The sequence below is a fragment of the Psychromonas ingrahamii 37 genome, assembly GCF_000015285.1.
Classification (GTDB): Bacteria; Pseudomonadota; Gammaproteobacteria; order Enterobacterales; family Psychromonadaceae; genus Psychromonas; species Psychromonas ingrahamii.
The window spans coordinates 2,063,817-2,086,849 of record NC_008709.1 but is presented as its reverse complement, the minus strand read 5'-3'; the positions used below and the strand labels follow the sequence as shown (position 1 = coordinate 2,086,849).

Sequence of the window (23,033 nt, the reverse complement as noted above, 5' to 3'; positions counted from 1 at the left end):
ATCTTAAATGGTTATTCCCTTTCCGATTGGTGCAACGAAGCGCTGGTTTTCGAGCTAGCGCCCCGTATAGGGCAAGGAAAATTGTACCAATCTGCGTTGTTATAAAATCGCTATGTAGAATAACGATACTTCAATTTTATGCCTAGCATCTCGGAACAATTTTCCTTGCTGACTTTGCATCTTGAAGTATCATGGGTATAAGTATTAAACAGTAAGGTCAATAACATGTCAGCACAGGATTTCAAAAACCGCCCCTTTAAACAACGTTTAGGTTTTGCCTTGGCTGGCTTTAAACAGGCTTGGCAACAAGAGCATAGTTTTCGCACCCAAGTGGTGATGGCTGTGCTAACAATAACAGTCTTTGCTATTATCGGCTTAACGCCACTGTGGTGGGCTTTAATTTTGCTTTGTATCGGTTTGGTATTGGCTGCTGAGTTATTAAATTCGGCTATTGAGACTTTAATCGATCACCTGCACCCCCAATCGCATCCTGCCATTGGCAAGGTTAAAGACATGTTGGCGGCGATGGTGTTGATGTTAAGTATAATGTCGGTGGTATTGGCTTGCTTAGCCGTTTTAAGTCGTTTTATATAATTTTTTAACTATTCAGCAAAAAGGTAATTCAGCACAGAGCAGTTTTACATAGAATATGACCTTTAAACTCTGTGACCTTTAAACTCAGAGTCCCCTGTCGTGTTAGTTCTTTTTTGGGGCTGAATAGTTACCTTTTTATAGGCTAAACAAAGGATCAATATGTTACAAAGCATTATTTAGGTTTGATTGAAGGCATTACAGCGTTTTGCCTGTTTCATCAACTGAGCACTTAATGGTGGTTAGCAACTGCTTGAAATTAGCACAGACAGACAGTCTTGAAGCGTTTGAGGTGTTTATTTAACTGGCCACTATTAACAGGCTTTTTTGTCGTCTTTGTATCGGCCTGTTTTGTAAGGAAATGGTTCATTGCATTTTTAAATCAATTTACCTTTAATTCCTTTGCTATTTATCGTATTATTTTTGCTCTGGGTTTGCTGGCTTGTGCCTATTTTAACCATTAATCTCATTTAACTATTAAATAGAGGCATTATGTCTGTTTTTAACAATAAAAAAACGCTGTTATGTTTACTTCTCTTTTCACCCTTGTCCCAAGCGGCAGGTACAACAGAAACTTCAGGTGATATTATCACAGCTCTGTTGCCAGCCATCGGTTATGGCAGCACTTTTTATATGGATGATAGCGAGGGGCGTGAACAATTTTATTACTCTTTTGCAACTAATGCCGCAGTTACTTTTGGTCTAAAAGAGCTGGTCGATAAAAAACGTCCTAACGGTGAAGATAATAAATCATTTCCATCGGGTCATACTTCTCTCTCATTTCAAAGTGCGACTTTTATCCAGCAAAGGTATGGTTGGAAATATGCTATCCCGGCTTATATCGCTGCAACTTATGTCGGTTATAGTCGAGTGGAATCTGATAACCATTATATGGAAGATGTTATCGCAGGGGCTGCTATAGGTTCATTAAGTAGCTGGCTTTTTACTCAATCCTATGAAGGTTTTACTATTACCCCCACCGTTAGTAATGGAAATTATGGGTTAATGATCAACCGCCGCTGGTAAACCCTTAAAAAATCAGGCTGTTGGCTCTTTTGAGCCTTCCAACAAAGACTGGCCCCTAAAAGTTACTAATATAACAGATTAATTTTAAACTCCCATAAAAAAAGGCCCAACTTTTGACTGGATTAGGCTCTCCCAGCAGAATCGTTCAAATTTTATTAAAAGCGGCTCGATCGGCATTGCCAGTAGTTAAAAAACTTGAGGCTAACCATAAAAGTGGCAAAGTTTATAGGGACCCTGCCTTTTTAGTCCTGTTGAACATCTTATGTTTATTTTCAATAAGACAACGACTTAATAGCGTCCAATACAGTTAAAAAATGAATTTTAGTGAGGCAAAGTGTGGCCTTTTTAAATTCATGAGCGCGTATTAAATTCGACACTTCGTGCGCAGCCAACATCTGCTCTGTTTTGATTAACGCCAGTTTTTCTGAAGTTGATTCTATTAAATAGCAATAACCAGCAGAGTCTATAACATAGTCGTCATCACAAAAAAGTAGGTCTCGACATTCAGACATAAAATCTCGCTCAGACTCTAAATAAATAAGCTCATCATCTCCAGTTAGTTTTAACATGCATGGCCATGAAATCATAAAAGTTACCTCGATAAACATAATCACCTTAATAACAGGCGAAAATTGTGGGTTAATAAAGGAAAAGCTACACAGATTACTAATATAACCTATTGATCTTAAATTACTATCAAAAAATTCCTAAGTATTTTTACAATCTAATCTTATGATTACTTATTTTTGCTTTTTGTAAGCTGAAAATCGTTGAGTTTTTGAAAGATCGCTCCATGCCAACCATGGGCCATTGGATTTCAACTGGGCATATTTGTCTTCAGCCCCATGACAATATACAGAGTGAACCCTGACGATTAATTCAAATGCGGCTTCTTTGTCCCGATCGCTATGCTTTTGCTGAATAACCTCGTGGATAGTCCCAGGAAGAATAACGATCTCATCACCTGCATGCAGTAAATGGGGGCCGGTATCATTGATGTAAATCTGCATTATGCCTTTGAGAACAGTGTAGATTTCTATTCCACGTTGATGTTTGTGACGGTCCTGAGCAGAGTATTCAGTAAAGGTTGCTAACTCCAATCCCCCCTTTCCAGTAGGGAGCACTGAGGGTGCTTTCCAAAGCGATTCAGTGATTAACTCTTCTCCAAAATCAGGCATAATGCGAGTCGCAAAAATCTTTCGACCATTGTTATTTGCTTCTTCAAGTTTGTTCTTTTGTCCAATCATTTCAGCATCTTTTTCTGCATGTTGGCGCGTAATTAATACATGTGAAACTGGATATTCAGTATGTTGTGACATGTTGGTCTCTTTCTACCTGCTGTTAGCGGTACTTTGTCAATTTGTGATTCAAGCTAACTTTAACCACTGGCCATTCTGTATTAATGATTGAAAATACGACGGTGTCCCTATAAACATTATTAGCCATTTTTTGATGATTACGCAGTACTCCGTCTTGTTTTGCACCTAAACGTAATATCGCAGCCCTCGATTTATGATTATGCCAATGGGTACGAAACTCCACGGCGATCGCTCCTCGAGTCTCAAAAGCATGGCTTAAAAGCAGCTGCTTACATTCAGTATTTACAGATGAACGTTGGTAACTCTCTGCGTACCAGGTGTGACCTATTTCAACCCTTTGATTGACCTGATCAGAATGACAAAACCGGTAGAACCAATGATTTTGTTGCTGTTTTTCTCGATAATAGTAAAAGCTAAGGCTGTTCCTTTATCCTAGTCTTTGAGGGCATCCAATATATATTCATGAATTGATTCTGCGTTAGGAATTGATGTATACCATAACTCCCATAGTTTACCGTCTGACGCAGCTTTCACTAAATCATCAGCATGCTCTTTTCGTAAAGGTACAAGCTTAACAGTTTTTGATTGTAATTCGATTTTCTTAAGCCACATTTTCTCGTCCATGTTGATTAACTTATAAGGGTTTAATTCGACAAATTATATATAACCGATTGATTTTAAAATCCCATAAAAAATCCCAAATTTTTGACCAGATTAGGCTCTATCGGCAAGATCGTCCAAATTTTATTAAAAGCGACTTAACCGAACGGCATTGCCAGAAGTTCAGCAACTTGAGGCTGAAAAATTTTATGACTGCCCTGCTTTAGGGCGCAAAAATAGGCGGTTTTATAATGGGTGTCTTCTTGTTTTTGGTGCCGGCTTATTCAACAACCAGATAGGTATCGGCTATGCAACACACATCCTTATTTTTTCTGCATTTTAGTTGCGACACCAAAGCTGATATAAGATGCAAATTTAGGCATACCTTTTATATAATTACTATTAGACCAATCTATAGAAAATCCGCTACTTTGTATATTTTCAATCACTGTCCTATTTAAATGACAACCACCAAAAACTTTACCCCATAATTTATTTAAACGATTTTGCCACTTCTTAATTGATTCATCGGGTGCTTGACCATGCTCACAGAATAGAATTTTACCTTCAGGCTTTAATACTCGGTGCATTTGCTTCATAGCTGCATACCAATCAGGAATAGTACAAAGAGTATAAGTTAAAACAATTGAGTCCACTGAATTATCATCAAGGGGGATTTTCTCACCAGGAAGACTTAACCACTCAACCTGAACAGTTGATTTAGCTAAGTTTTTTTTCGCTTTCTTTTGCATTCCAGAAGAGGGTTCAAGTCCCCATACCTTTGTAACCTGATCAGGATTATATAAATCCATATTGACAGCAGACCCCATACCAACCTCTAAAACATTTCCAAAAGCTAAAGGAACGATTTTTTCTCGCGTCTTCATTATACCCTCTGAAGAACAAGCACAATTTAGAATATGCGGAAGAATATTGTTTTCATAAAAGCTCAAAGATATACTCCTTTCTAGTTTTGGATTTAAATATTTACCAATACATCCATGTTAATTATTTAACGGTTTTATAATGGATTTTTTCTTGTTTTATTTTTGTAGAAATAGTTACTTTTTCATCAATCATACACTTTATATTTACCTACTACACAATGGAAATTATTATAAAACAACGGATTATTTTTTCGATTATAATGTCATTTATTTTATCCCTTCTCATGACTTGCTGGATAACACTCATAAACTTAGGGATGCACGAGCATTTTATCTCACTCTGGCACTATGCTTTTTGGCTAGCATGGCCGGCAGCTGCTACCATTTCATTTCTATTTGCTCCTACTGCTTACAAATTAACCCTAAAGCTAATGTGAATAATGATATAAATAGCGACAATATCTACATACAGCCAATGGCAGTAGAGGCTGGATAGCTAGAAGCTCGAAAAAACGATTGATTTAAATTCCCATAAAAAGCCCAAGCAGCTAAACAGCTTCAGGTTAACAATAAAAGTAGAAACATTTATATTTTGTCTTTTGCTTATATGACCCTTCTAGCTTGTTCAATAAAACTCCTGTAAGCTATTAAAACAATCAATTTAACGTAATAAAAACATGATATTAGATTCGTTTATTCTATTTTTTGCCGGTCTACTTGGGGGCATTCTCAACTCAATAGCTGGCGGAGGAAGTTTTATCACCTTTCCTGCCCTGTTATTTGCGGGCGTTCCGCCTATTGCTGCTAATGCAACCAATACCTTTGCCTCTTGCGCAGGCTACCTAAGTGGTGCTTATGCATTTCGCAAAGACATAGCGACGGATAAAAACAGTCTAAAAAAAATCATTATTCCAAGTGTGATGGGTGGCCTACTAGGGGCTTTATTATTACTCAATACGCCTGAAAGTGTCTTCACAGAAGCTATTCCATGGCTTTTACTGTTTGCAACGCTGCTGTTTATTTTTGGCGGTAAACTCAACCAACTGCTCGTGAAAGTTGGTGGTAAACACAAACATGCCAATGTAATTGGTTCAATTCTACTGGTGCTGTTGTTACTGATTATTTGTATTTATGGTGGATTTTTTAATGCCGGGCTCGGCATTGTCTCTTTGAGTTATTTAGTGCTCGCACGTTATCAAGACATTAACCTTATGAACGGGATCAAGCTGTTAATTTCTTCGATTGTTTCTCTTATCGCCATTGTTATATTCATCGCCAACGGAACGATATATTGGTCTTCAGGATTTTTTGTCTTACTGGGTACACTGTCGGGCGGGTACTTTGCGGCAAAGCTATCAAGAACACTCTCTCAGGCTCACATCAGAATGTTTGTCACTGTTGCAAGCCTGTTTATTACCATCTATTTTTTCTATGACACCTATGGGCTGCCCGCTGCAATGATGAATAACACTTGAATGCGCACTTTTTTTAGCAGCTTCGTCGAATAAGCAGAGAAAGCCCAAAGGTTACCAGTATACAATTGATTATAATCTCTGAAAACTGCCCCCCTTGAGAAGAGCAAATATGCACTTCAAAATTGAATCTGCCACAGTTAAAGATAACGAAATCTAATCAAAAGGAAAAAACAATGAGTTTACAACCGTTTCACTTAGCCATTCCAGTATACGATGTCCCTTTAGCTCGCCAGTTTTATCGCGAAGTTTTAGAATTAGAAGAAGGCCGCTCTTGTGATGAATGGGTAGATTTCAATTTTTATGGTCATCAGTTAGTTATTCACCATCACTCTAAAACGACTGATCAAGATGAAAAAGAAACAAACCCGGTAGATGGTCATGATGTTCCAGTTCCTCATTTTGGGATTGTTCTTACTTGGGAGCAGTGGGAGGAACTTGCAATGCGGCTCAAGAAACATAATGTAAAATTTGTTATTGAGCCTTATATTAGATTTAAAGGGCTTGCGGGTGAGCAAGCTACATTGTTTTTCTTAGATCCTTGCGGCAATGCTTTAGAGTTCAAGGCATTTAAAGATATGAGCCAACTTTTCGCAAAGTAAGTATAAAAGAAAAGATGGAAAAAGATGGGACAGCCAAAGGTTTTCTTTTCTAAAGCACTAAACCAATGCGGATAGGCCATTTCCGTAAGTTTTTCTTGATCAATTCCTCTAGCAAGAGGAGACATGGAACGCATTGAACGACAGTTCCGGTTTATCAGCGGGACAGGATCTGTCGTACCTGTGTACAGCATTTTTGGGTTATTTTAAAAAAAACATGCAAAAAAACAACCATACCACCCTTTTTTCTAACCATGAAATCAGCTTGGTCACCATTATGCACTTACTATTTAAATCCAAGTACCATAGAAAATGGTACATCATTAATAAACACAAAAAAGCCACTAATTTAGTAGCAGCCTCTTGGGTGATTTTGTATAACGTGTATGAGTGAAAGTTGTCAGGTGTTTATTATAAACTCCTTGAGTGAGTGATTAAGGGACAGTTATAAGGTATTCATACCAGAGCGGAATTGTACTGCATAACCGGAAGAGGAAAGATCAATACAAAAAAGTTGACCTCTTGCCGGCGATCAACCTTTTATTTTTTATAGCATTTACCTTTATGGTTAGGGCGTGTAAAGAACTCCAGCAGCTTCAAGCGCCATGATTTTATGAACGGCCTTAGTCGGATGTATGCCATCCCAGAACAAATAGGTATCAGGTTTTTTGCATTTGTAAGGGGGAACATTTGGCGTTACGCAGGGAACATCAGTGACTTCGATCCCGTAGTCATCAGGATTGGCAATAATTTTATTAAGCAGAGCATTCGCATCAAAAATACGCACATCAATATTGGGAAATGAATTCAGATTTTCCTGAAGATCCTGAAGAGCGACATTAAATGCATTCGTTAAATAGGTTGCAGCGACAGCCAGGTCTAAGTCCGGGAAACTGCCATCCAAAATTTGTACAGCAGGCGTCTGGCCAATATCAGGTACATTCATCAATAGAAACTGGCGGGCACCTCGAGAATAAAGCTCTTCGATAGTGTTATAAATCTCAAAAATTGCCCTCTCAATGACAACTAAAGGAACTGGGGAACCTAATGCATCCCTCACATCATTAGCACCGAATTCCAAAACAAACAAGGTGTCAGCCGAGGCTGTTGCAAAGTCCACAAGATATGCATTAAGCTGATCTGATAAGTTGAAGCGGCAGGGAAAATCACCTTCTCTTGGCCATGCCCTTGCACCTCCGACCGCATAATTGCGGGCTTTCAGTCCATCATTTCTCAATGTCGGGCGCACGGATCCGGCCAGCCCTTTACTGCGTGCCATTTCTTCTATCCAGGTTCCACCATTGCTGACATGATGGCCACCTTTGGCATAGGATCCGTCAGGTACTAATAAATCATCCAATTTATCATAAGGCGGGACATTTACCGGTGTACCTAAACCGCAACTTTCATCGAAGCCAAAACGTGATGGGTCAGATAATAGAATAAATGCATTACCGGTATCACTTAGACTAGTACCAAACACCACAATACTATCGTAAGGTTTTTGCCGGGCAACTGACTCCCCTGTCACGAGTATACTCAGAGAGAATAAAAACAGTATACAAATAGTTCTAAAGTATTTTATTAAAATCATAATTATCTCCTAAATTTATCAGTAAAAGTGTTTTTCTCGGGTATCTGAGCAAGTCCCAAAGTTGCTGTGAACTCTACTCTTTCACGAATGAGAGGTCATTCTGAGTATAGGATGAATAAAAGATCTTTCCTCTTAGATTCGAGCCTTTTTCTTTCATTTCATCCAAGCCGCTGGCAGCACCAATCAAAGACCAAACCTTTTATTCAGAACATAGGAATAAGTACATATCAAATCAGAGTGGGAAAAAAGAAAGCCCTATAAATTTATAACTTTTTAAGCACGTTACATATAATTGAGATGCGAAACACTTATTATCTTAATTCGTCATTTTAGTTAACTGAAACAGGCAACTTACTACAGAAAGGCTGGGCTGAAAGGCAAGACACCAAAGGTTACCAAATATAATCGATTGATTTTATAAAAAACCATGCCCCCATTTTTATAACCAACACGCCGTCAAGGGCGGAAATCCAACAAATAAATTTAAACCAAAAGCCAGAAGCGAAAGCTTACTAATAACAGATGCGCTATCAACTTTAGCGAGTCAAAACTTTGCGCTAACTTAACCCCCTGCATTTTAAGCTGATTAATACGCTGTAAATAGGCACCACCTTTTAACAGATGCAGCGCCACCTCAACCGCTTTACACAGTCTGTAATTATCTAAATAGCTGCTCGTGTTATTGATATGAATCATTATTTGCATTTACATCTGGCTAAGTTAATTATGGTGGCGTGAGCCGTTATTACTCACAGCCTCATAAATTGAATATTTAAGGTAGTTAATATGATTCTGGGATTAGATATTGGTGGAACAAAAATTGAAGGTGTTGGTCTTGATTCAGTGACATACGAAACACTGGTTACTTATCGCAATGTGACTTATACAAAGACTTATAAGGGTTTCTTGTTGTCGGTAATATCAGTCATTGATGAAGTGGCAAAGTACGGTAATATTGAATCTATTGGTATAGGTTGTTGCGGTTCGGTGGATAAAGCTGGACTAATGCAGGGGGCAAACCTACTCATTTTAAATGGTCAAGATTTTATTGGTGACATCAAAAATAAGAGTAACGTACCTGTTGCAATCGCTAATGATGCTGACTGTTTGGCACTTTCTGAATTTAAAGATGGAGCAGCGAAAGAGGCACAGAATTCATGTGTTGCAATTATTCTTGGTACGGGTTGTGGTTCAGGTCTAATTATTCACAATAAACTGGTTACTGGCTTGAATAATTTGGGCGGAGAACTAGGACATAGTCCGCTACCAAATTATTTAGCAGAAGTAGACGGTCCGGAAGTATTTTGCTACTGCGGATCTAAAAACTGTACTGAAACATTCGTTTCTGGAACAGGTTTTGCGCGTACTTTCTCGGCACAATATCACCAGGCAAATTCAAAAGAAATTATGCATCAATACAAGCAAGGGAATACACAGGCAGTCGTGCATCTTGATTTGTATTGTGATCAATTGGCGCGAGTTTGCGCAAATATAGTCAACTTTGTTGATCCTGAAATGATAGTACTGGGGGGTGGAATGTCTAATATTGATGAAATTTATCCACTGGTTAATGAGAAATTAAATCAGTATACCTTTACGAAAAAAACAGTTACCGAAATTGTTAAAAATGTTTACGGTGATTCATCCGGTGTCCGGGGGGCTGCTTTTTTGCATCTGCAGGGATAAAAAGATACCAGATAAAAGTAAGCGCCGGTTATTTTTTCCAATAAGTTAGTGTTTAAAAGCCCCCTCTTTAGCGCAAGGGCCCAAATAAAACTGAAGCGGTTTTTTAGCTGGGATAATATCCCGACAAACTTTGCGCTAATTTCACGCCCTGCTGTTTAAGCTAATGGTCAGAGGTTGGGCAGCCAACCTTTTTTTTATGATCAAGGATAATTACGAAAATATAGAAGCGGATTAATGTTTGGTTAATTAGATGGGTCCAACTATTTTAATAGCTTTATTTTTTAAGGTGGTTTTAATATAGGTGATTCGTTTCGTTAATCATTCTAAAGGTTAAATTAATACGGGGGGTGGTGACTTTTTTAGTGGGTGGTAATCGATGTAACCAATGACGTTGAGTGTCACCTCCCATTACCAGCAGGCTGCCGTGTTGCAATGAGACTGAAATAGTTTTTTGATTCACTTTATGTTTAAAAGAGAATTTACGTTCAGCACCAAAGCTTAATGAAGCGATTGCTGCGTTTTTTTGTAGATCTTTTTCTGCATCACTGTGCCAAGCCATGCCCTCTTGGCCACTATGATACAAATTAAGTAAACAAGCATTAAATTGATGCCCGGTTGCGTCTTCAACCTTTTGTTTCAGTTGTAATAATTCAAGCGTCCACGGTAAAGCGACTTTTGTCATATTAGAGTAGGTGTAATGAAAAGGCTTGTCAGCATGCCAAGCCACTTTACGTTGAGTAACAATGATTTGACCTAATATATTGGCTTGATCATGCTTCCATTGGATTGTTTCAAGTAATACACCGAAATAATGATTAGCTTGGTCAAAGGGAATTAACAGTCCATGATATTCCACCACACCATCACAATTAATGATATTAATAGGTGAGTCTTCTAGTGCTGCAAATAAGTCCATATTGTACATTTTATTTCCTATTTAAACTTATTAGATACCTATCATCAATAATGGTTTATTGCTGATTATAAAGGCCTGTAATATTTCAACAATAAATAATAATACAAAGGAAAGCAAACAACGGTAAAGGAGGTATTTATAGAAATGATGCTACATAATAAGTATCTCATAGGGGTCAAGTCTGAATAGCACTGCATTAAACTTTTACACCCTTGGCCCGTTGATGCACCATCAACTTTAGCAATAATTATGGGTGGCTATGTAACGGCTAGCTATATAACGTCCCCTATGTAACGAGCTACAAAAACATGGCTGTCCTCAATTATGTCTTAGTCAATTAGAGGGGTGTCCAGTAATTCGTTTATGTTAATTTCCTGTTAACAGGGAAAATTTGGTTGGCTAAAATTAAGTAGCCAGCCGTATTGTATCCTTTTTAAACAGCTTGTTAGCTAAATTTCAAAGTTTGTCTAAGTCAGCTTTCATAACCCTTAGAAGATTTTCTCTCAACAACGTTATTTTCTCTTGTTCATTCTGCCCTTTAGAAAATAAGTCATTGGAAAGTACTTGCTGAAATTGAAAGTCAGGGCTATCTAATTCTTCGAGAAGGTCCTGAAAATTAATATTTATAACTTGTATCTCTTCTATTAGTTCGGATATTACTTGCATAACTTGTTCACTAGCAGATAGCTTTAGCCCATTAACTTGTGAGAATAATATTCCTTGTTGTTCTCTGAACTTAGATAACGCCAGTAAACATTTATTATTAAACTCGATGCTTTTCTCTTCAGATTTCTTTTGAAGGCCCGTCACATCAGCTTGATAATAGGATGTTATTACTGGCCAAAAGTCGTCATGCAATGCTTTCATCTGAACATTATTAAATACATCCAAATAGGCCATGAATGTATAGTACTCATTTTTCTTGCTTTCATATTTGTACTTTTTATTTTCAATTACTAACGTGAACTGTTTTTTTTGCACCTCTAAATCATGATTGAATTGAGATTTTAGTTTCTCAACTGAAGTCTCTTTTTCTAGTATTGCAGCCTGCTTCTCTGCTTCTAGCTTATTAATTTCTTCTAAAAAAGCGCTATTTTTACCCTTTTGATTTAGATACTTAATCAAAAAACTAAGCAAACCACCGATAAGAAAACTAAGAGCCATACTCATATATATATTCATGTCATTCATTTTTATCGAACTCTACTATTCTGCTAACAGCTTTATAGGCATCACTACGCACAAAAATCTGTTACACCTATCTTATAAAAAACAATCATAACATTATCTATTTAACCTCACCAAATCTTCCAGGGGTCACCCATTAGTAAGTTCTGGTCAAGCTGATATGTAAGTTTCCTTCGGTGTTTAAAGTTTATTATCGTACATTAAAGAATCGGCCTGGCCCAATAATGATTCAAGAGAAATATTTTTTTCATGATCGATTTCTACAATACCCTCGCTAAATGAGATCTCATAGCCTAGATTAGATTCTTTATTGTAATGTTCTATGGAACTCCGAAACCGTGAAATGGTTTTTTCAGCAGGTTCGAGTGATGTATCAGTTAATAGCACGGCGAACTCGTCACCACCTAAACGACCAATGATGTCCGAATCTCTGAAAGTATTTTTCATATGATCGGAAAAAGCGAGTAATGCTGCATCACCTTCAGCATGTCCAAATGTATCATTGATCGATTTGAATTTATTTAGATCAAAAAACACAAGTGAGGCAGAGATATTATGACGAGCGCATATATCCAGTCCATGTTGTGCAAGTTTAATAAAGCCTCTCCTGTTGGAGAGCTTTGTAAGCTCATCCTGAGTTGCTAGCTGAACAGCCATAAGTTCGTGTTCTGCTAATTCCGCGAGATCCTTCAATGCATCAAGGTCCTCTTCGTCAAGAACTCTGGGTTGTGTGTCGATAATGCACAATGTGCCCAACGTGCTACCGTCCAAATAACGTAGCGGGCATCCTGCGTAAAAGCGAATATATGGCTCATTCAACACCAATGGGTTATCCGAAAAACGTTCATCTTTTATCGTGTCAGGAATTATAAATATTTCATTTTCGAGAATCGCATGCCCGCAAAATGAAATATCACGTGGTATTTCACTAACATTAATACCTGTGCAGGATTTGAACCACTGTCGGTTTTCATCGACAAGACTTACGAGTGCTATTGGCACGTCAAACATACGTTTTGCTAACCGTGTTAGACGATCAAAACGTTCCTCTGAAGGGGTATCTAATACATCAAGCGAACGAAGTGCTTTGAGGCGCCCCCCTTCATCTTGAGGAATATCAGGTTTCTTCATTTATTTTCCCTCAATATGTGATTATATTATGTTCTACCTAAACGAGGCTGTAGAATTTCTCCATTTTCAGAAAAAACACTCTTTTACGAAATTTCATAGCCTTTAAAACAATAGATTAAAAAAGTAAAAATATATGCAGTGACATTCGGGTCACAGCAGTGCCATTCGGGTCAGGTCTTTCATTTTGCACAGTCAAAGACCCGAATGACACTATCATCAAATCTTATCAATCAGGTAGTTACATAATGAAAGAGTTTGACGGCTATTTTAAAATACATTATTCATCAGTAAGTCGTATTGTAGCTACGGGTAAAAACAAGATAATCCAAAATAAAAGAGCTGACCTCATAACCTGGTGAGCTTTATACCCTTCGAAAAAATCTTAAGTTGATCTTTAATTTCAATGGCCGCACTCACGCTATCTATAAATAGAGTGCTCCTTTATTTTTCCTAAGGTATAGACAGGCCGACATAAATGCCGCCTCTTGATATTTATTGATTCCTTCAGGAAGTTCAAAGTTATCTTTCTTGTGTGAGGCCGCAATTCCTTGTCCAGAAACAAAAACAACTTCTGCTGTCCCGTTCAACTGAATCAACGCCTCAAGTTTAAAAGAAACACCTCCTCCTGACATAGAACCATTTTTCTTTCTTTTTTTAACAACGACTACCTCTATATGATTATTGGTTACATAACTCTTAAAGGATTCATAAAAAGATAAAACCGCATTGGTCGATTCATCATCTCCAATTTTAATCTTACGGGGCTCAATATTGATATATTGTTGTCCGTTTCCATCGGCATCAATAATAGCCAAAATAGCTTCTGATCCTTTGAGTTCAATACCACATACTTTGGGCATATCTATAACTTCCTTTTTTAGAGCCTAACGCCTTAATGGGTTCCCGGGGTCAGGTCTGAATGGCACATGCGCTTTTTGTAAAATGAAAGACCTGATACTAATGGCACGCAAGATTCTTGACGAAGAAATATTTAATTTAATAGCAAAACGAGTTGTAGGTAACCGACCGGGAAAGATAGAACCCAGAGCAGTTAAACGGCGACCAAAACCCTACAAATTATTAATGATCCCAAGAAATGAAGCAAGGCAAGATATTATGAAAATGGCCATCCTAAAAAAGTTAAGTAACCCTTTGATACCAAAGGATACTGCCTTAATTAAGTGCCATTCAGACCTAACCCTAATGGCACATTCAACTGAATAGTTAATTTGGGCTGAAATCCTCCCGAAAGGGAGGATTCCTCACACCCAGCTCGAAGCCGAGTGCAGTCTCTGAGAGACATACTATGCCCAAAACCTTATGCGAGTAGAGCTCTGTGCTCTGTTCTTTTTAATCGCATTAAAAATTCTTTATTTGCATTTTTCTTTTGGCGTTTACCTAAATTTAATTTAGATAAATTCTCTAAGGCATCATTAAATAATAAATTTATTTTCGAGTATTCTTTTTGTCGACCATAAATTCTAATTAAATTATCATATAGATGATAACTCAATGGACTTACTTGAATTGCTAATATATAAGCTTCTATAGCAACAGTATCATTTTTTTGCTTGAGAGCTTCAATAGCAATTTGTTCATAAATTCTTCTCGAGCTTTCCGAATAGGGTCTGTGTTTAACAAGATCTAACTTGTTACCTGCCCACTTACTACTTGGAAGCACGCCTGCACTTACATTCTTTAAATGGATAATCCCTGTTTTTTTATTGACGATCAGATTCTTATTAAATTTTACAAAAAGAATTTTTTTACCATCAAGGTATGATCGATATAAAGTCGAACCTGAAGACCAGGCTGCCCCTAAGAGCGCAAGAGCTATAATTGATTTAAATGTAGAGCGCTTGGCTAAATCTAAATCACTAGATCTCTCTAGTCTAACCTTCTTAACCCAAGCAATAAACTCAAAAAAACCTTTAATAGATACTAAAAATCCAGAAAATGCAATAAATGCAACAATAACCCAAACGAATAGTATATGTTCTGTTTTTAATAACTCTGAAAAGAATGCCATATCATCCCTGAACATTTAACGCCGCATTAAGCGGCAAAAAAAGTTGGCTAAACTTGAAATATAAATTGCGGACATCCATTAATTTCAATGGCTAGAATTTAATGCAAAGGCTTCTAAATATCAGCTCTAATCACCCGTATTTAGGTGATTTATTAAGGTAGTCAGTAAAATCTCATTGAAAAATAGGTTAAATGGTTAGATTGACTGAATTTAACGCGTAACGCGTATTGAGGTACCTCAACTAGCTGAGGTATATAGGCTGCCATCAATATATGTTTAAATCAGAGAATTAATGCAAAGATCGATGCAGTACATTTTTCTTGGCAATCCAACATTTACCAGTATGTTCAGCGTAAGAGGCTAATTCTTCTAACGACCCCACCGCACCCTGATAATTTTTGCCAAAACTACACGCTAATTCACACCAACTGTTATCATCAATCTCTAATGTATCAAGTGATTGAGGCTGAGTAACCAGTACCATACCCCGCTTATCATTCCGCAATACTCTGCTAGTCCAATCCAACAATTCAAGATAATCAATCAGCGAAAAAGGAATGCCTTGGGATGCATCCTGAGGGTTGTCGCCCACAAAACCATACAAAGGTTTAATGGGATCACCTTCGGATGCCGCTGTTATTTTTTGACTTGCCTTGCCGTGAATGCATTCATGGACAGAAGTGTACTCTGAGCACTCTATCCTAGAAGCCATCTTGGCACGTATCGGGTTTAAATCTACGTAGGCCATGCAGGTAATTAACTCATTTTCATCTAATAGTGCCTGCGATTTAAAGCGCCCCTCCCACCAATATTTAGGGAAAATATCGGAACAGCTTTAACTGGCCCGAAGGGTGAGCGCCATGGATGGCAGCGAATATAACCGACTGGCGTAGTTATCTTCTTTGTTCGCTTTACGGGCGATAAATTCATTAATACTGCGCATCAACCAAGAGATATCCATTAATCTTTCTCGCCATCTACTGACAACCGTTTTGACCATCAATAACTCCCCTTCGGATAACTCTGCCCCCGCTTGCCATCGGCTAACCAATGTTGGCATTGAATAAAGATAGTTCCAACGCAGACAAACTTCTTCATTGGTTAACCCACTGTTTTCTAATTCATTAACATGCAAAACCAGATGCCTTTTATTTTAACTACGGGGATTAGACATAATGGCATAAGCGCAGGTATCTATAGTAAAAATAGAGGTTAAGAACTGAAGGCGTTCGACCATCCATTGTCTGCGATGCTCAAAGCTTTGTCCGCTGAATTTATCCTTGCCACAGAAAAAAGCACGGCGTACACAACGAGAAATACAATGATAATAAGGTGTATCAACCAGGGAAACCTGTGTTGCACGAGATTGCGTCATAATGAGCTCCTAATCATTCAAAACAGTGCCTGAACAAATATAGAAGCAGATTATTTTTTAGTCAATTAGATGGGTGTCCAGTTATTTATTTTTATTATTTTACCTATACACTTACTAACTTCCTTGTTAAATTAACTTGGTGAATTATTATGATTTAGCGGTAAAATACTGACACTCAACATGATACCCGTATAAGAAGTTAATATGAGCCGCAATAAACTACTGCGTTACCAACAAACCTCTGTCGCTAAGGTCTTTGAAAAAGAAACAGCGCTTATTGATCAAATCCAAACTGGTGAGCTCAAGCAGTGTTTAATGCTTTGGCAAGCTAAAGAAGCTACCTTGATATTACCTGCAGGTAAGAAATGGCCAGAATCAGACGCACTTAAAGCGGGTTTGCTAGCGGATGAATGGCTGTTACATTCACGTAAAACGGGTGGAGCTCCAGTGCCGCAATGTCCAGGTATTATAAATTTATCTCACCTTTATCTTTGGTCAAAAGATACACCGTATTCAATTCCCCAAGCCTACGAAAATCTATGTACAGTGTTACATGGTTTTTTTTATCAATTTAACTTGGTTAGCAAAGCACATGCGACAAAGTTCTCTTACTGTGATGGTGATTACAATATTAATATTAACGGTAAAAAAATAGTGGGTACAGCGCAGCGGGTGATATTAAAAAAAGGCGGTGGCAAGATAGTGTTAGCACAAGCTTTTATTCTTATTGACGTGTTATTAGATGAGATTATAAAACCGGTTAACTTATGTTATCAACTATCTGATAAAACGGAGCGGGTACAAGCGCAGGTGCATACTGCACTTTTTGAACATATTACCGAGCGACCTACTATCGATCAGCTGTATCAGCAGTTAACTCAAGCTTTTGTTGATAGTGCTTTATATTCAGAATAAAGTTGTAAATAAACTAATTGTTATTTATATGCTTCTTTTTAGCTGTGAGAGTCATGAGGGTCACCTTTCATTTTGCACAATCAAAGACTCGAATGAGACTATCATCAAATCTTATCAATCAGGTAGTTACATAATGAAAGAGTTTGACGGCTATTTTAAAATACATTATTCATCAGTAAGTCGTATTGTAGCTCCGAGTAAAAAACAAGATAATGCAAAATAAAAGAGCTGAGCTCATAATCTGGTGAGCTTTATATCCTTCGGAAGAATCTTCAGCTAATCTTTAATTTCAATGGCCGCACTAACGCTATCTACAAATAGAGTGCTCATTTATTTTTCCTAAGATATAGATAGGCCGACATAAATGCCACCTGTTGATATTTATTGATTCCTTCAGGAAGTTCAAAACACAATTTAACAAGACACCCATGTTAATTACTTAATACTCAGAATAACACCACCTTATTGGAGAGTATAGTTAATGAAGGGGGAAGCGTAAGTCACCCCTTAATTAGGTCTGTGAGTCAGTAACTAAAATACAAAATGGTCATTGCGACAGATTTTGGGCAACGTAAGATCCCACAGATTATCTAGGTGGTGTGTTGTTCTTTTAATTTCTCTATCTAAGGGAGATTCTCAAGCTTGTTTAAGTAAAACCTTCGCCTTGCCCATCCCTCTCATACGTTGATGGTGGGTATGGCGTTTAAAAGTATTCATCCTCGGCTCTGCGCCCACGGCATAATAAAAGTGTTTTTCAAACTCAGTGGTTAAGGTTAACCACTGCTGTGAATCTAAGCCTAAGCGTTCTAAAATGGGACTGTAGCTGATATCGATAGACCCTGTTTTATCTTCTCGAATACAGCGTCCTGTGATATCGACGAGCTCACAGTAATCTTTTAATGAATAGGCAATGCCTTTAGGCATGTCTTGTCTGGGTTCACCTACAAAAGGCATCAAATATTTAGGTTGTTGCTGTTTGTGTTTTACTGCCTGGGTGCGTTTCTTTATGCTGATGTATTTTGACGTTTCAGGTGTTTTCTCCATTTTCGCCCGAATTGGATTTAAGTCCACATACGCCATGCAGGCTAACACTGCACTTTCATCTAACAAAGCTTGAGACTTAAACCGCCTCTCCCACCAATATTTAGGGAAAATATTGGAACAGCTTTAGCTGGCCCACAGGGTGAGCGCCATGGATGGCAGCGAATAAAATCGGCCAGTGCACCATCTTCTTTATTGGCTTCTCGGGCAATGTACTCGTTCAGATTGCGCATAAACCAACTAATGTCGTACAAGCGTTGCCGATAGCGCTTAACTGTTTCATTAAAGCTAATCAGTTCGCCTGAGCTTAGCTTATCACCCTTCAGATACTTCTGGGTTAACAGTGTGCCCTTGTGCAATTTATGATAGTGCATTAATACCTGATCGGTATCCCAACTATCAGCTTCGATTTTATCTACATGCAACACCACATGAGTATGGTTGCTCATCACAGCATAGGCGCATATATCAATTGCAAAGACCGTAGATAAAAACAGCAAGCGGTCTTCTACCCATCCTCGACGGTGATCGTAACTTTTTCCTGAATATTTATCCATACCGCAAAGGAATGAGCGGCGAACGCAGCGGGAAACACAATGATAATAAGGCGTATCAATTAAACTGACTTGGCTTTTTCGAGACTGTGGCATAGCTCACCGACCTGAATCAAAATGAAACACCTTATAATTTTAGAACAGTTCAAAAAATAGGCGATCTTATAATGGGTGTCTTGTTAATTCGTCTTGTTAATTCGTGACAAAGTACCGTTTGAAGTAGAAAAAGCATTTTGTTAAGAATTTGGCATCGTTCATGAGTTACACCGAGGGTTGGTATAACCATCAGACCTGATTGAGCCTTGAACGATACCATCTTATTTGTTGTAAAAAGATATGCCCAAGGTTAAAGCCATAACGGGTTGGACGGTTTGAATAAAACCGAGCCATAGATCTGTTGAGTTGCAGAAAATTCTGCAAAGAACTGGATTAACGTTGGCACTAAATAATTACTGAGGCTTATAAAGCCAAGAGCCGTAGCCATACAAAATTGCATGGCTACGGCTCTTACTTTCCCAATAATAAAAAGGCAGATGGGTGACTGGTGCATATTGACACCAACATTGTGATTTTTAGGTGTGTATTAATAAGCAACAAATTAGCGGTTCATGTACGATTTAATACTTGGTTAAAAAAAACCAAGGAAACTTACATACCAGCTTGACCAGAACTTACTAATGGGTGACCTTAATGGCTTTTAATATCGATGCTATAACCTGCAAAAGAGGGTACAGATATCAGTGCTGCCAACATAAAACTGGATTTAATTATAGTTCTCATTATTTTACCTTTTTGTTGAGAGTGTGATGACTTAGTGTTTCAAAATGTCATCTTGCTTGTTGTCTCAACTAAGATAGTAAAATAGTGGCTTGGGCGTAATCAGCGAATACACGTATTTTATCTACGTGTTTGTACTTAGTTTTTGTAATTAAAAAAGTTATTAGATTTATATTAAGTGGTAATGAATACATAAATCAAAAATAATATCTTGATTTAAAATGGAATAAAATCAATATAGATTAATGAGGGGGTATTGGACGTAGAATGTTACGTGCTTAATAAATAATGAGGGTTTTAGGTATTAACAACCCAATTATTCACAATTAGGTTGTTAATCACACAGGAAAGGTATGTAAGGTTTCTTTTTTACTGATCTTCAACAATAATAATATGCAAAATTTCAGGCCCATGAGCCCCTTGAACTAACACACCTTCTATATCAGTTGTGCCACTAACACCTGATATTAAACACATATTGCGCGGAGTCTCACCCTTTTTAGCAATCTCATTGGCGATAAGGGCATAGTCATCCATATAGTGCAGTATTTTCGATTTTGGAATAACAGCAATAAGATACAAGGGTAAAAAATTGAGTAAAATGGGCATTTTGGGACTTGAATGCACAACAAACGACCCAGTTTCAGCAACACCGTACTCAGCCCAGCATAAGCCAACGGTGTTATCTTCTAAAATATCACTATCCGTTGCGATACCTTGCCAATTTAGTTTTGCTAATTTATCAATATTTTGTATTTTAATTTCTTGAGGTAGTGAGTGTTTGTCAAAAAATTGCTTCACTGAATGAGGTAATTCATCAAGTATTGAAAGCGTTTCACAGGTAGTGCCGATAACCAACCCCGCTTCAATTCGAAGTACTAAGGCCTGCGTTGCATCCTCAGACAAAAGTTTGGGACGGGCGAATTCACTTTCTTTTAGAATTTCAAGCGCCTCTTGCCTAATGGTATTTACATCCATGGTGACGTTTGGTTTAGCCGCTTTAATCGCACTAAATATTTTGGCTCTACTGAGTTCACTTATGTGTTTATTCATTCGTTACGCTCCACCCTTTTTGGCTTTTTTCATTTTTTCATTCTTTATTTTTTTATACTGATGCATAAATGTCGTTGACTCTGGCTCAATTAAATCACGGTTACGCGTCCAGCCCGATGTAAATGGCATGTATTTAATCCATCCTTTACGGCTAAACACTTTCATGAAGATAACCCCAGAAGAAGAAAGTAATTGGAATAACTTCGGCCTTTTAGCCATTATGGCGAAAGATTGCACCACAAAACGGTTTGTTAACGGCTCATATTTTTTATCCCAAGACTGTGCACGTAGCGAGCGCAATAAGGTCGGCAGTGGTATATTAACCGGACACACTTCTTCACAGCGACCATTCATCGTACAGGCATGGGTTTGCTTGTTTGCCACTTCAAGGCTGTCTAAATGGGGAGTCAAAACAGAGCCCATTGGTCCAGGGTATACTGAGCCATAAGCATGACCACCAATATGCTTATAAACCACACAATGGTTCATACAAGCGCCGCAGCGGATACAACGCAACATTGCCTCCATGCCCTCGGCGAGCATTTTAGTACGGCCATTATCCACCAAAACAATATGGCACTCTTCTGGCCCATCTGCGTCATTAGGTCTTTTAGGCCCATTATGGAAGGTGTTGTATTGTGTTATTTCTGCTCCGGTAGCAGATCGGGTTAACAAGCGCAGCAACGGCACAGCATGAGCCATTGAAGGCACTAACTTTTCAATTCCTGCAGTAACTATATGGACTTTAGGCGGTGTTATCGTCAGCTCAGCGTTACCTTCATTGGTTACAGTACAAGAAGATCCACTATCAGCCAGCAAGAAGTTAGAGCCACTAATGCCAATATCCGACGTTAAAAATTTATTACGAAGGTCGCGACGGGCACTTCTCACCAGATCAGTAATCTCTTCTGAATAGGTTGGATCTGCGTGAAATTCCCGAAAGAGTTTCACCACATCTTCTCTGCTGCGGTGCATCGCGGGCCAAACAATGTGAGAAGGGGGATCACCGGCAAGCTGAATAATATGCTCGGCCAGATCCGTTTCAATCCGCTCCATTTCTGAATTATCAAAAGCATGGGTTAAGCCAATTTCTTCACCTAGCATAGACTTACTGCGGGTGACTTTTTTAGCCTTGTGCTGACGACAAATATCTAACACAATCTTCGACGCTTCTTCACCAGTACTCGCCCAGTGAACAATAGTGCCTTGGGCCAAAGCGTTTTTCTCAAACTCAGCCAAATAATGATCCATATACTTAATCGTATGATCTTTGACTTTTTGTCCCTGTGTTCGTGCATTCTCAAACTCTGGAAAGTTAGCAACCGCTTCAGCGCGCTTTGTTTCAGCTTTATCTGTAGTGCGCCGAATAATCATTTTCAAATCTGGCTGTGCTAACGCCTCGCTAACGTTCTTGTAAAAATCTTCAGGTTTATTAACTCGCATCTTTGCCTCCTAAAATTTGTGGCGCTAAACCCGCCAACACCTCAGCGGTATGCAATGCGGTTATTTCTTTGTGGCCTTCTCGGTTGAGCTTACCCGCTATATTCATTAGGCAGCCCATATCACCACCGAGTAAATAATCAGCTTCAGTGGCTAAAACATTTTCGACTTTTTCACCAACAATTTCATTAGAAATATCCGAGTATTTCACACAAAATGTGCCGCCAAAACCACAGCATTCAGAATGATTATTCAGTGGTTTATGCTCCAAGCCTTTTACTGTGGATAACATTTTTCTTGGTTGTTCATAGACATGAAGAGCCCGATACCCTGAGCAACTATCGTGATAAGTGTAAGAGCCATCAAGCTCAATACCATTGGGTTCGAACTGACAAACATCGACTAAAAAAGAAAGCAGCTCATGGGTTATATCAGCTAAATGCTTTGCCCTAGCAAGCCATTCAGGCTGATCTTTAAAAACTTCAATAAAGTTCTTTTTGATCATTGCTGCACATGAGCCAGACGGTAGAACAACGTAATCAAAGTTTTCAAATTGTTTAATCGTTTGATAAGCAATCTGACGGGTGCCTTCATCATCACCCGAGTTGAATGCTGGCTGTCCACAACACGACTGCAACTCTGGCACCTCAACCGTACATCCCGCCTGTTCAAGTAGTGTTATTGAGGCGAAGCCTATTGAAGGACGCATAGTATTAACCAAGCAAGTCACAAATAAACCGACTTTCTTTTCAGAAATATTTAGGCATTCAATTGTATTCGATGGAGTTCTACCAGCATTACTAATTTTTTGAGACATTTACCCGCCCTTATCAACGAAGA

General features: G+C 38.3%; 25 protein-coding genes and 2 pseudogenes. 8 read left to right on the top strand and 19 right to left on the bottom strand.

Annotation, left to right across the window (positions count from 1 at the left end; all coding sequences use genetic code 11):
• The first annotated feature begins 225 nt into the window (after positions 1–225).
• The gene (locus tag PING_RS08970) at positions 226–594 is read left to right on the top strand and encodes a diacylglycerol kinase (protein WP_011770059.1); all 369 of its coding nucleotides are present in this window, start codon (positions 226–228) and stop codon (positions 592–594) included.
• Positions 595–1,083: 489 nt separating this feature from the next.
• Positions 1,084–1,617: a phosphatase PAP2 family protein gene (locus PING_RS08965; protein ID WP_011770058.1), complete on the top strand. Its 534-nt coding sequence runs from the start codon at positions 1,084–1,086 to the stop codon at positions 1,615–1,617.
• A 272-nt stretch (positions 1,618–1,889) separates the two neighbouring features.
• Here PING_RS08965 and PING_RS08960 read toward each other — a convergent pair whose 3' ends face one another.
• The 5 genes from PING_RS08960 to PING_RS08945 form a co-directional block, all read right to left on the bottom strand.
• Positions 1,890–2,204 (bottom strand): DUF4144 domain-containing protein, encoded by a 315-nt coding sequence (locus PING_RS08960; protein ID WP_011770057.1) that lies wholly within the window; start codon positions 2,202–2,204, stop codon positions 1,890–1,892.
• Positions 2,205–2,357: 153 nt separating this feature from the next.
• A complete protein-coding gene (locus tag PING_RS08955) occupies positions 2,358–2,936 on the bottom strand; it encodes a cupin domain-containing protein (protein ID WP_011770056.1) in 579 nt (192 codons plus the stop codon).
• A gap of 22 nt (positions 2,937–2,958) precedes the next feature.
• Positions 2,959–3,264, bottom strand: a complete 306-nt coding sequence (locus PING_RS21685; RefSeq protein WP_332248884.1) for a GNAT family N-acetyltransferase — start codon at positions 3,262–3,264, stop codon at positions 2,959–2,961.
• Positions 3,265–3,368: 104 nt separating this feature from the next.
• The gene (locus PING_RS21680) at positions 3,369–3,548 is read right to left on the bottom strand and encodes a GNAT family N-acetyltransferase (RefSeq protein ID WP_332248878.1); all 180 of its coding nucleotides are present in this window, start codon (positions 3,546–3,548) and stop codon (positions 3,369–3,371) included.
• A gap of 311 nt (positions 3,549–3,859) precedes the next feature.
• Positions 3,860–4,489 (bottom strand): class I SAM-dependent methyltransferase, encoded by a 630-nt coding sequence (locus PING_RS08945; RefSeq protein ID WP_041766278.1) that lies wholly within the window; start codon positions 4,487–4,489, stop codon positions 3,860–3,862.
• A gap of 152 nt (positions 4,490–4,641) precedes the next feature.
• Here PING_RS08945 and PING_RS21370 point away from each other — a divergent pair, with 152 nt between their 5' ends.
• From PING_RS21370 to PING_RS08935, 3 genes are all read left to right on the top strand, one after another.
• Positions 4,642–4,860: a DUF2798 domain-containing protein gene (locus PING_RS21370; protein WP_011770054.1), complete on the top strand. Its 219-nt coding sequence runs from the start codon at positions 4,642–4,644 to the stop codon at positions 4,858–4,860.
• A gap of 240 nt (positions 4,861–5,100) precedes the next feature.
• Positions 5,101–5,898, top strand: coding sequence for a sulfite exporter TauE/SafE family protein (locus PING_RS08940; RefSeq protein ID WP_011770053.1), 798 nt, complete (start codon positions 5,101–5,103; stop codon positions 5,896–5,898).
• Between the two features lie 173 nt (positions 5,899–6,071).
• On the top strand, positions 6,072–6,497 hold the full coding sequence (locus PING_RS08935) for a VOC family protein (protein ID WP_011770052.1): 426 nt from the start codon (positions 6,072–6,074) through the stop codon (positions 6,495–6,497).
• A gap of 565 nt (positions 6,498–7,062) precedes the next feature.
• Here the strand turns inward: PING_RS08935 and PING_RS08925 are convergent.
• Together PING_RS08925 and PING_RS08920 are read right to left on the bottom strand one after the other, a co-directional pair.
• Positions 7,063–8,088, bottom strand: coding sequence for an SGNH/GDSL hydrolase family protein (locus tag PING_RS08925; protein WP_011770051.1), 1,026 nt, complete (start codon positions 8,086–8,088; stop codon positions 7,063–7,065).
• A gap of 483 nt (positions 8,089–8,571) precedes the next feature.
• On the bottom strand, positions 8,572–8,784 hold the full coding sequence (locus PING_RS08920) for a hypothetical protein (protein WP_041766272.1): 213 nt from the start codon (positions 8,782–8,784) through the stop codon (positions 8,572–8,574).
• A 90-nt stretch (positions 8,785–8,874) separates the two neighbouring features.
• Between PING_RS08920 and PING_RS08915 the strand changes: the two genes are divergently transcribed.
• Positions 8,875–9,774, top strand: a complete 900-nt coding sequence (locus tag PING_RS08915) for an ROK family protein (protein WP_011770050.1) — start codon at positions 8,875–8,877, stop codon at positions 9,772–9,774.
• Positions 9,775–10,066: 292 nt separating this feature from the next.
• On the opposite strand, the gene PING_RS08910 is transcribed toward PING_RS08915, so the two are convergent.
• The 4 genes from PING_RS08910 to PING_RS08895 all read right to left on the bottom strand — a co-directional run bounded on the left by PING_RS08910 (position 10,067) and on the right by PING_RS08895 (position 13,869).
• Positions 10,067–10,699, bottom strand: a complete 633-nt coding sequence (locus tag PING_RS08910; protein WP_011770049.1) for an alpha-ketoglutarate-dependent dioxygenase AlkB family protein — start codon at positions 10,697–10,699, stop codon at positions 10,067–10,069.
• A 447-nt stretch (positions 10,700–11,146) separates the two neighbouring features.
• A complete protein-coding gene (locus PING_RS08905; RefSeq protein ID WP_198134761.1) occupies positions 11,147–11,872 on the bottom strand; it encodes a hypothetical protein in 726 nt (241 codons plus the stop codon).
• 186 nt (positions 11,873–12,058) lie between these two features.
• Positions 12,059–13,009 (bottom strand): sensor domain-containing diguanylate cyclase, encoded by a 951-nt coding sequence (locus PING_RS08900; RefSeq protein ID WP_011770047.1) that lies wholly within the window; start codon positions 13,007–13,009, stop codon positions 12,059–12,061.
• A 422-nt stretch (positions 13,010–13,431) separates the two neighbouring features.
• A complete protein-coding gene (locus tag PING_RS08895) occupies positions 13,432–13,869 on the bottom strand; it encodes a DUF3010 family protein (protein WP_011770046.1) in 438 nt (145 codons plus the stop codon).
• A gap of 136 nt (positions 13,870–14,005) precedes the next feature.
• Here PING_RS08895 and PING_RS21835 point away from each other — a divergent pair.
• Positions 14,006–14,157: pseudogene (locus PING_RS21835) on the top strand (IS4 family transposase); the annotation flags it as partial.
• Positions 14,158–14,327: 170 nt separating this feature from the next.
• Here PING_RS21835 and PING_RS08885 read toward each other — a convergent pair.
• From PING_RS08885 to PING_RS20565, 4 genes are all read right to left on the bottom strand, one after another.
• The gene (locus tag PING_RS08885) at positions 14,328–15,038 is read right to left on the bottom strand and encodes a hypothetical protein (RefSeq protein ID WP_011770045.1); all 711 of its coding nucleotides are present in this window, start codon (positions 15,036–15,038) and stop codon (positions 14,328–14,330) included.
• Positions 15,039–15,327: 289 nt separating this feature from the next.
• Entirely contained in the window at positions 15,328–15,786 is a 459-nt protein-coding gene (locus PING_RS19460) for a hypothetical protein (protein ID WP_049752962.1), read from the bottom strand.
• An 87-nt stretch (positions 15,787–15,873) separates the two neighbouring features.
• Positions 15,874–16,173: a hypothetical protein gene (locus tag PING_RS20570; protein WP_049752961.1), complete on the bottom strand. Its 300-nt coding sequence runs from the start codon at positions 16,171–16,173 to the stop codon at positions 15,874–15,876.
• An 18-nt stretch (positions 16,174–16,191) separates the two neighbouring features.
• Positions 16,192–16,413: a hypothetical protein gene (locus PING_RS20565; RefSeq protein WP_049752960.1), complete on the bottom strand. Its 222-nt coding sequence runs from the start codon at positions 16,411–16,413 to the stop codon at positions 16,192–16,194.
• Positions 16,414–16,617: 204 nt separating this feature from the next.
• On the opposite strand from PING_RS20565, the gene PING_RS08875 reads away from it, so the two are divergent.
• A complete protein-coding gene (locus PING_RS08875) occupies positions 16,618–17,328 on the top strand; it encodes a lipoate--protein ligase family protein (RefSeq protein WP_011770044.1) in 711 nt (236 codons plus the stop codon).
• 636 nt (positions 17,329–17,964) lie between these two features.
• Here PING_RS08875 and PING_RS21365 read toward each other — a convergent pair.
• The 4 genes and pseudogenes from PING_RS21365 to PING_RS08855 form a co-directional block, all read right to left on the bottom strand.
• Positions 17,965–19,019, bottom strand: a pseudogene (locus PING_RS21365) (transposase).
• Between the two features lie 1,050 nt (positions 19,020–20,069).
• Positions 20,070–20,753, bottom strand: a complete 684-nt coding sequence (locus PING_RS08865; protein WP_011770043.1) for a LutC/YkgG family protein — start codon at positions 20,751–20,753, stop codon at positions 20,070–20,072.
• Between the two features lie 3 nt (positions 20,754–20,756).
• Positions 20,757–22,196, bottom strand: a complete 1,440-nt coding sequence (locus PING_RS08860) for a lactate utilization protein B (RefSeq protein WP_011770042.1) — start codon at positions 22,194–22,196, stop codon at positions 20,757–20,759.
• Positions 22,186–23,010 (bottom strand): (Fe-S)-binding protein, encoded by an 825-nt coding sequence (locus tag PING_RS08855; protein ID WP_011770041.1) that lies wholly within the window; start codon positions 23,008–23,010, stop codon positions 22,186–22,188. The genes PING_RS08860 and PING_RS08855 overlap by 11 nt, the downstream gene beginning before the upstream one ends.
• Positions 23,011–23,033: the final 23 nt, after the last annotated feature.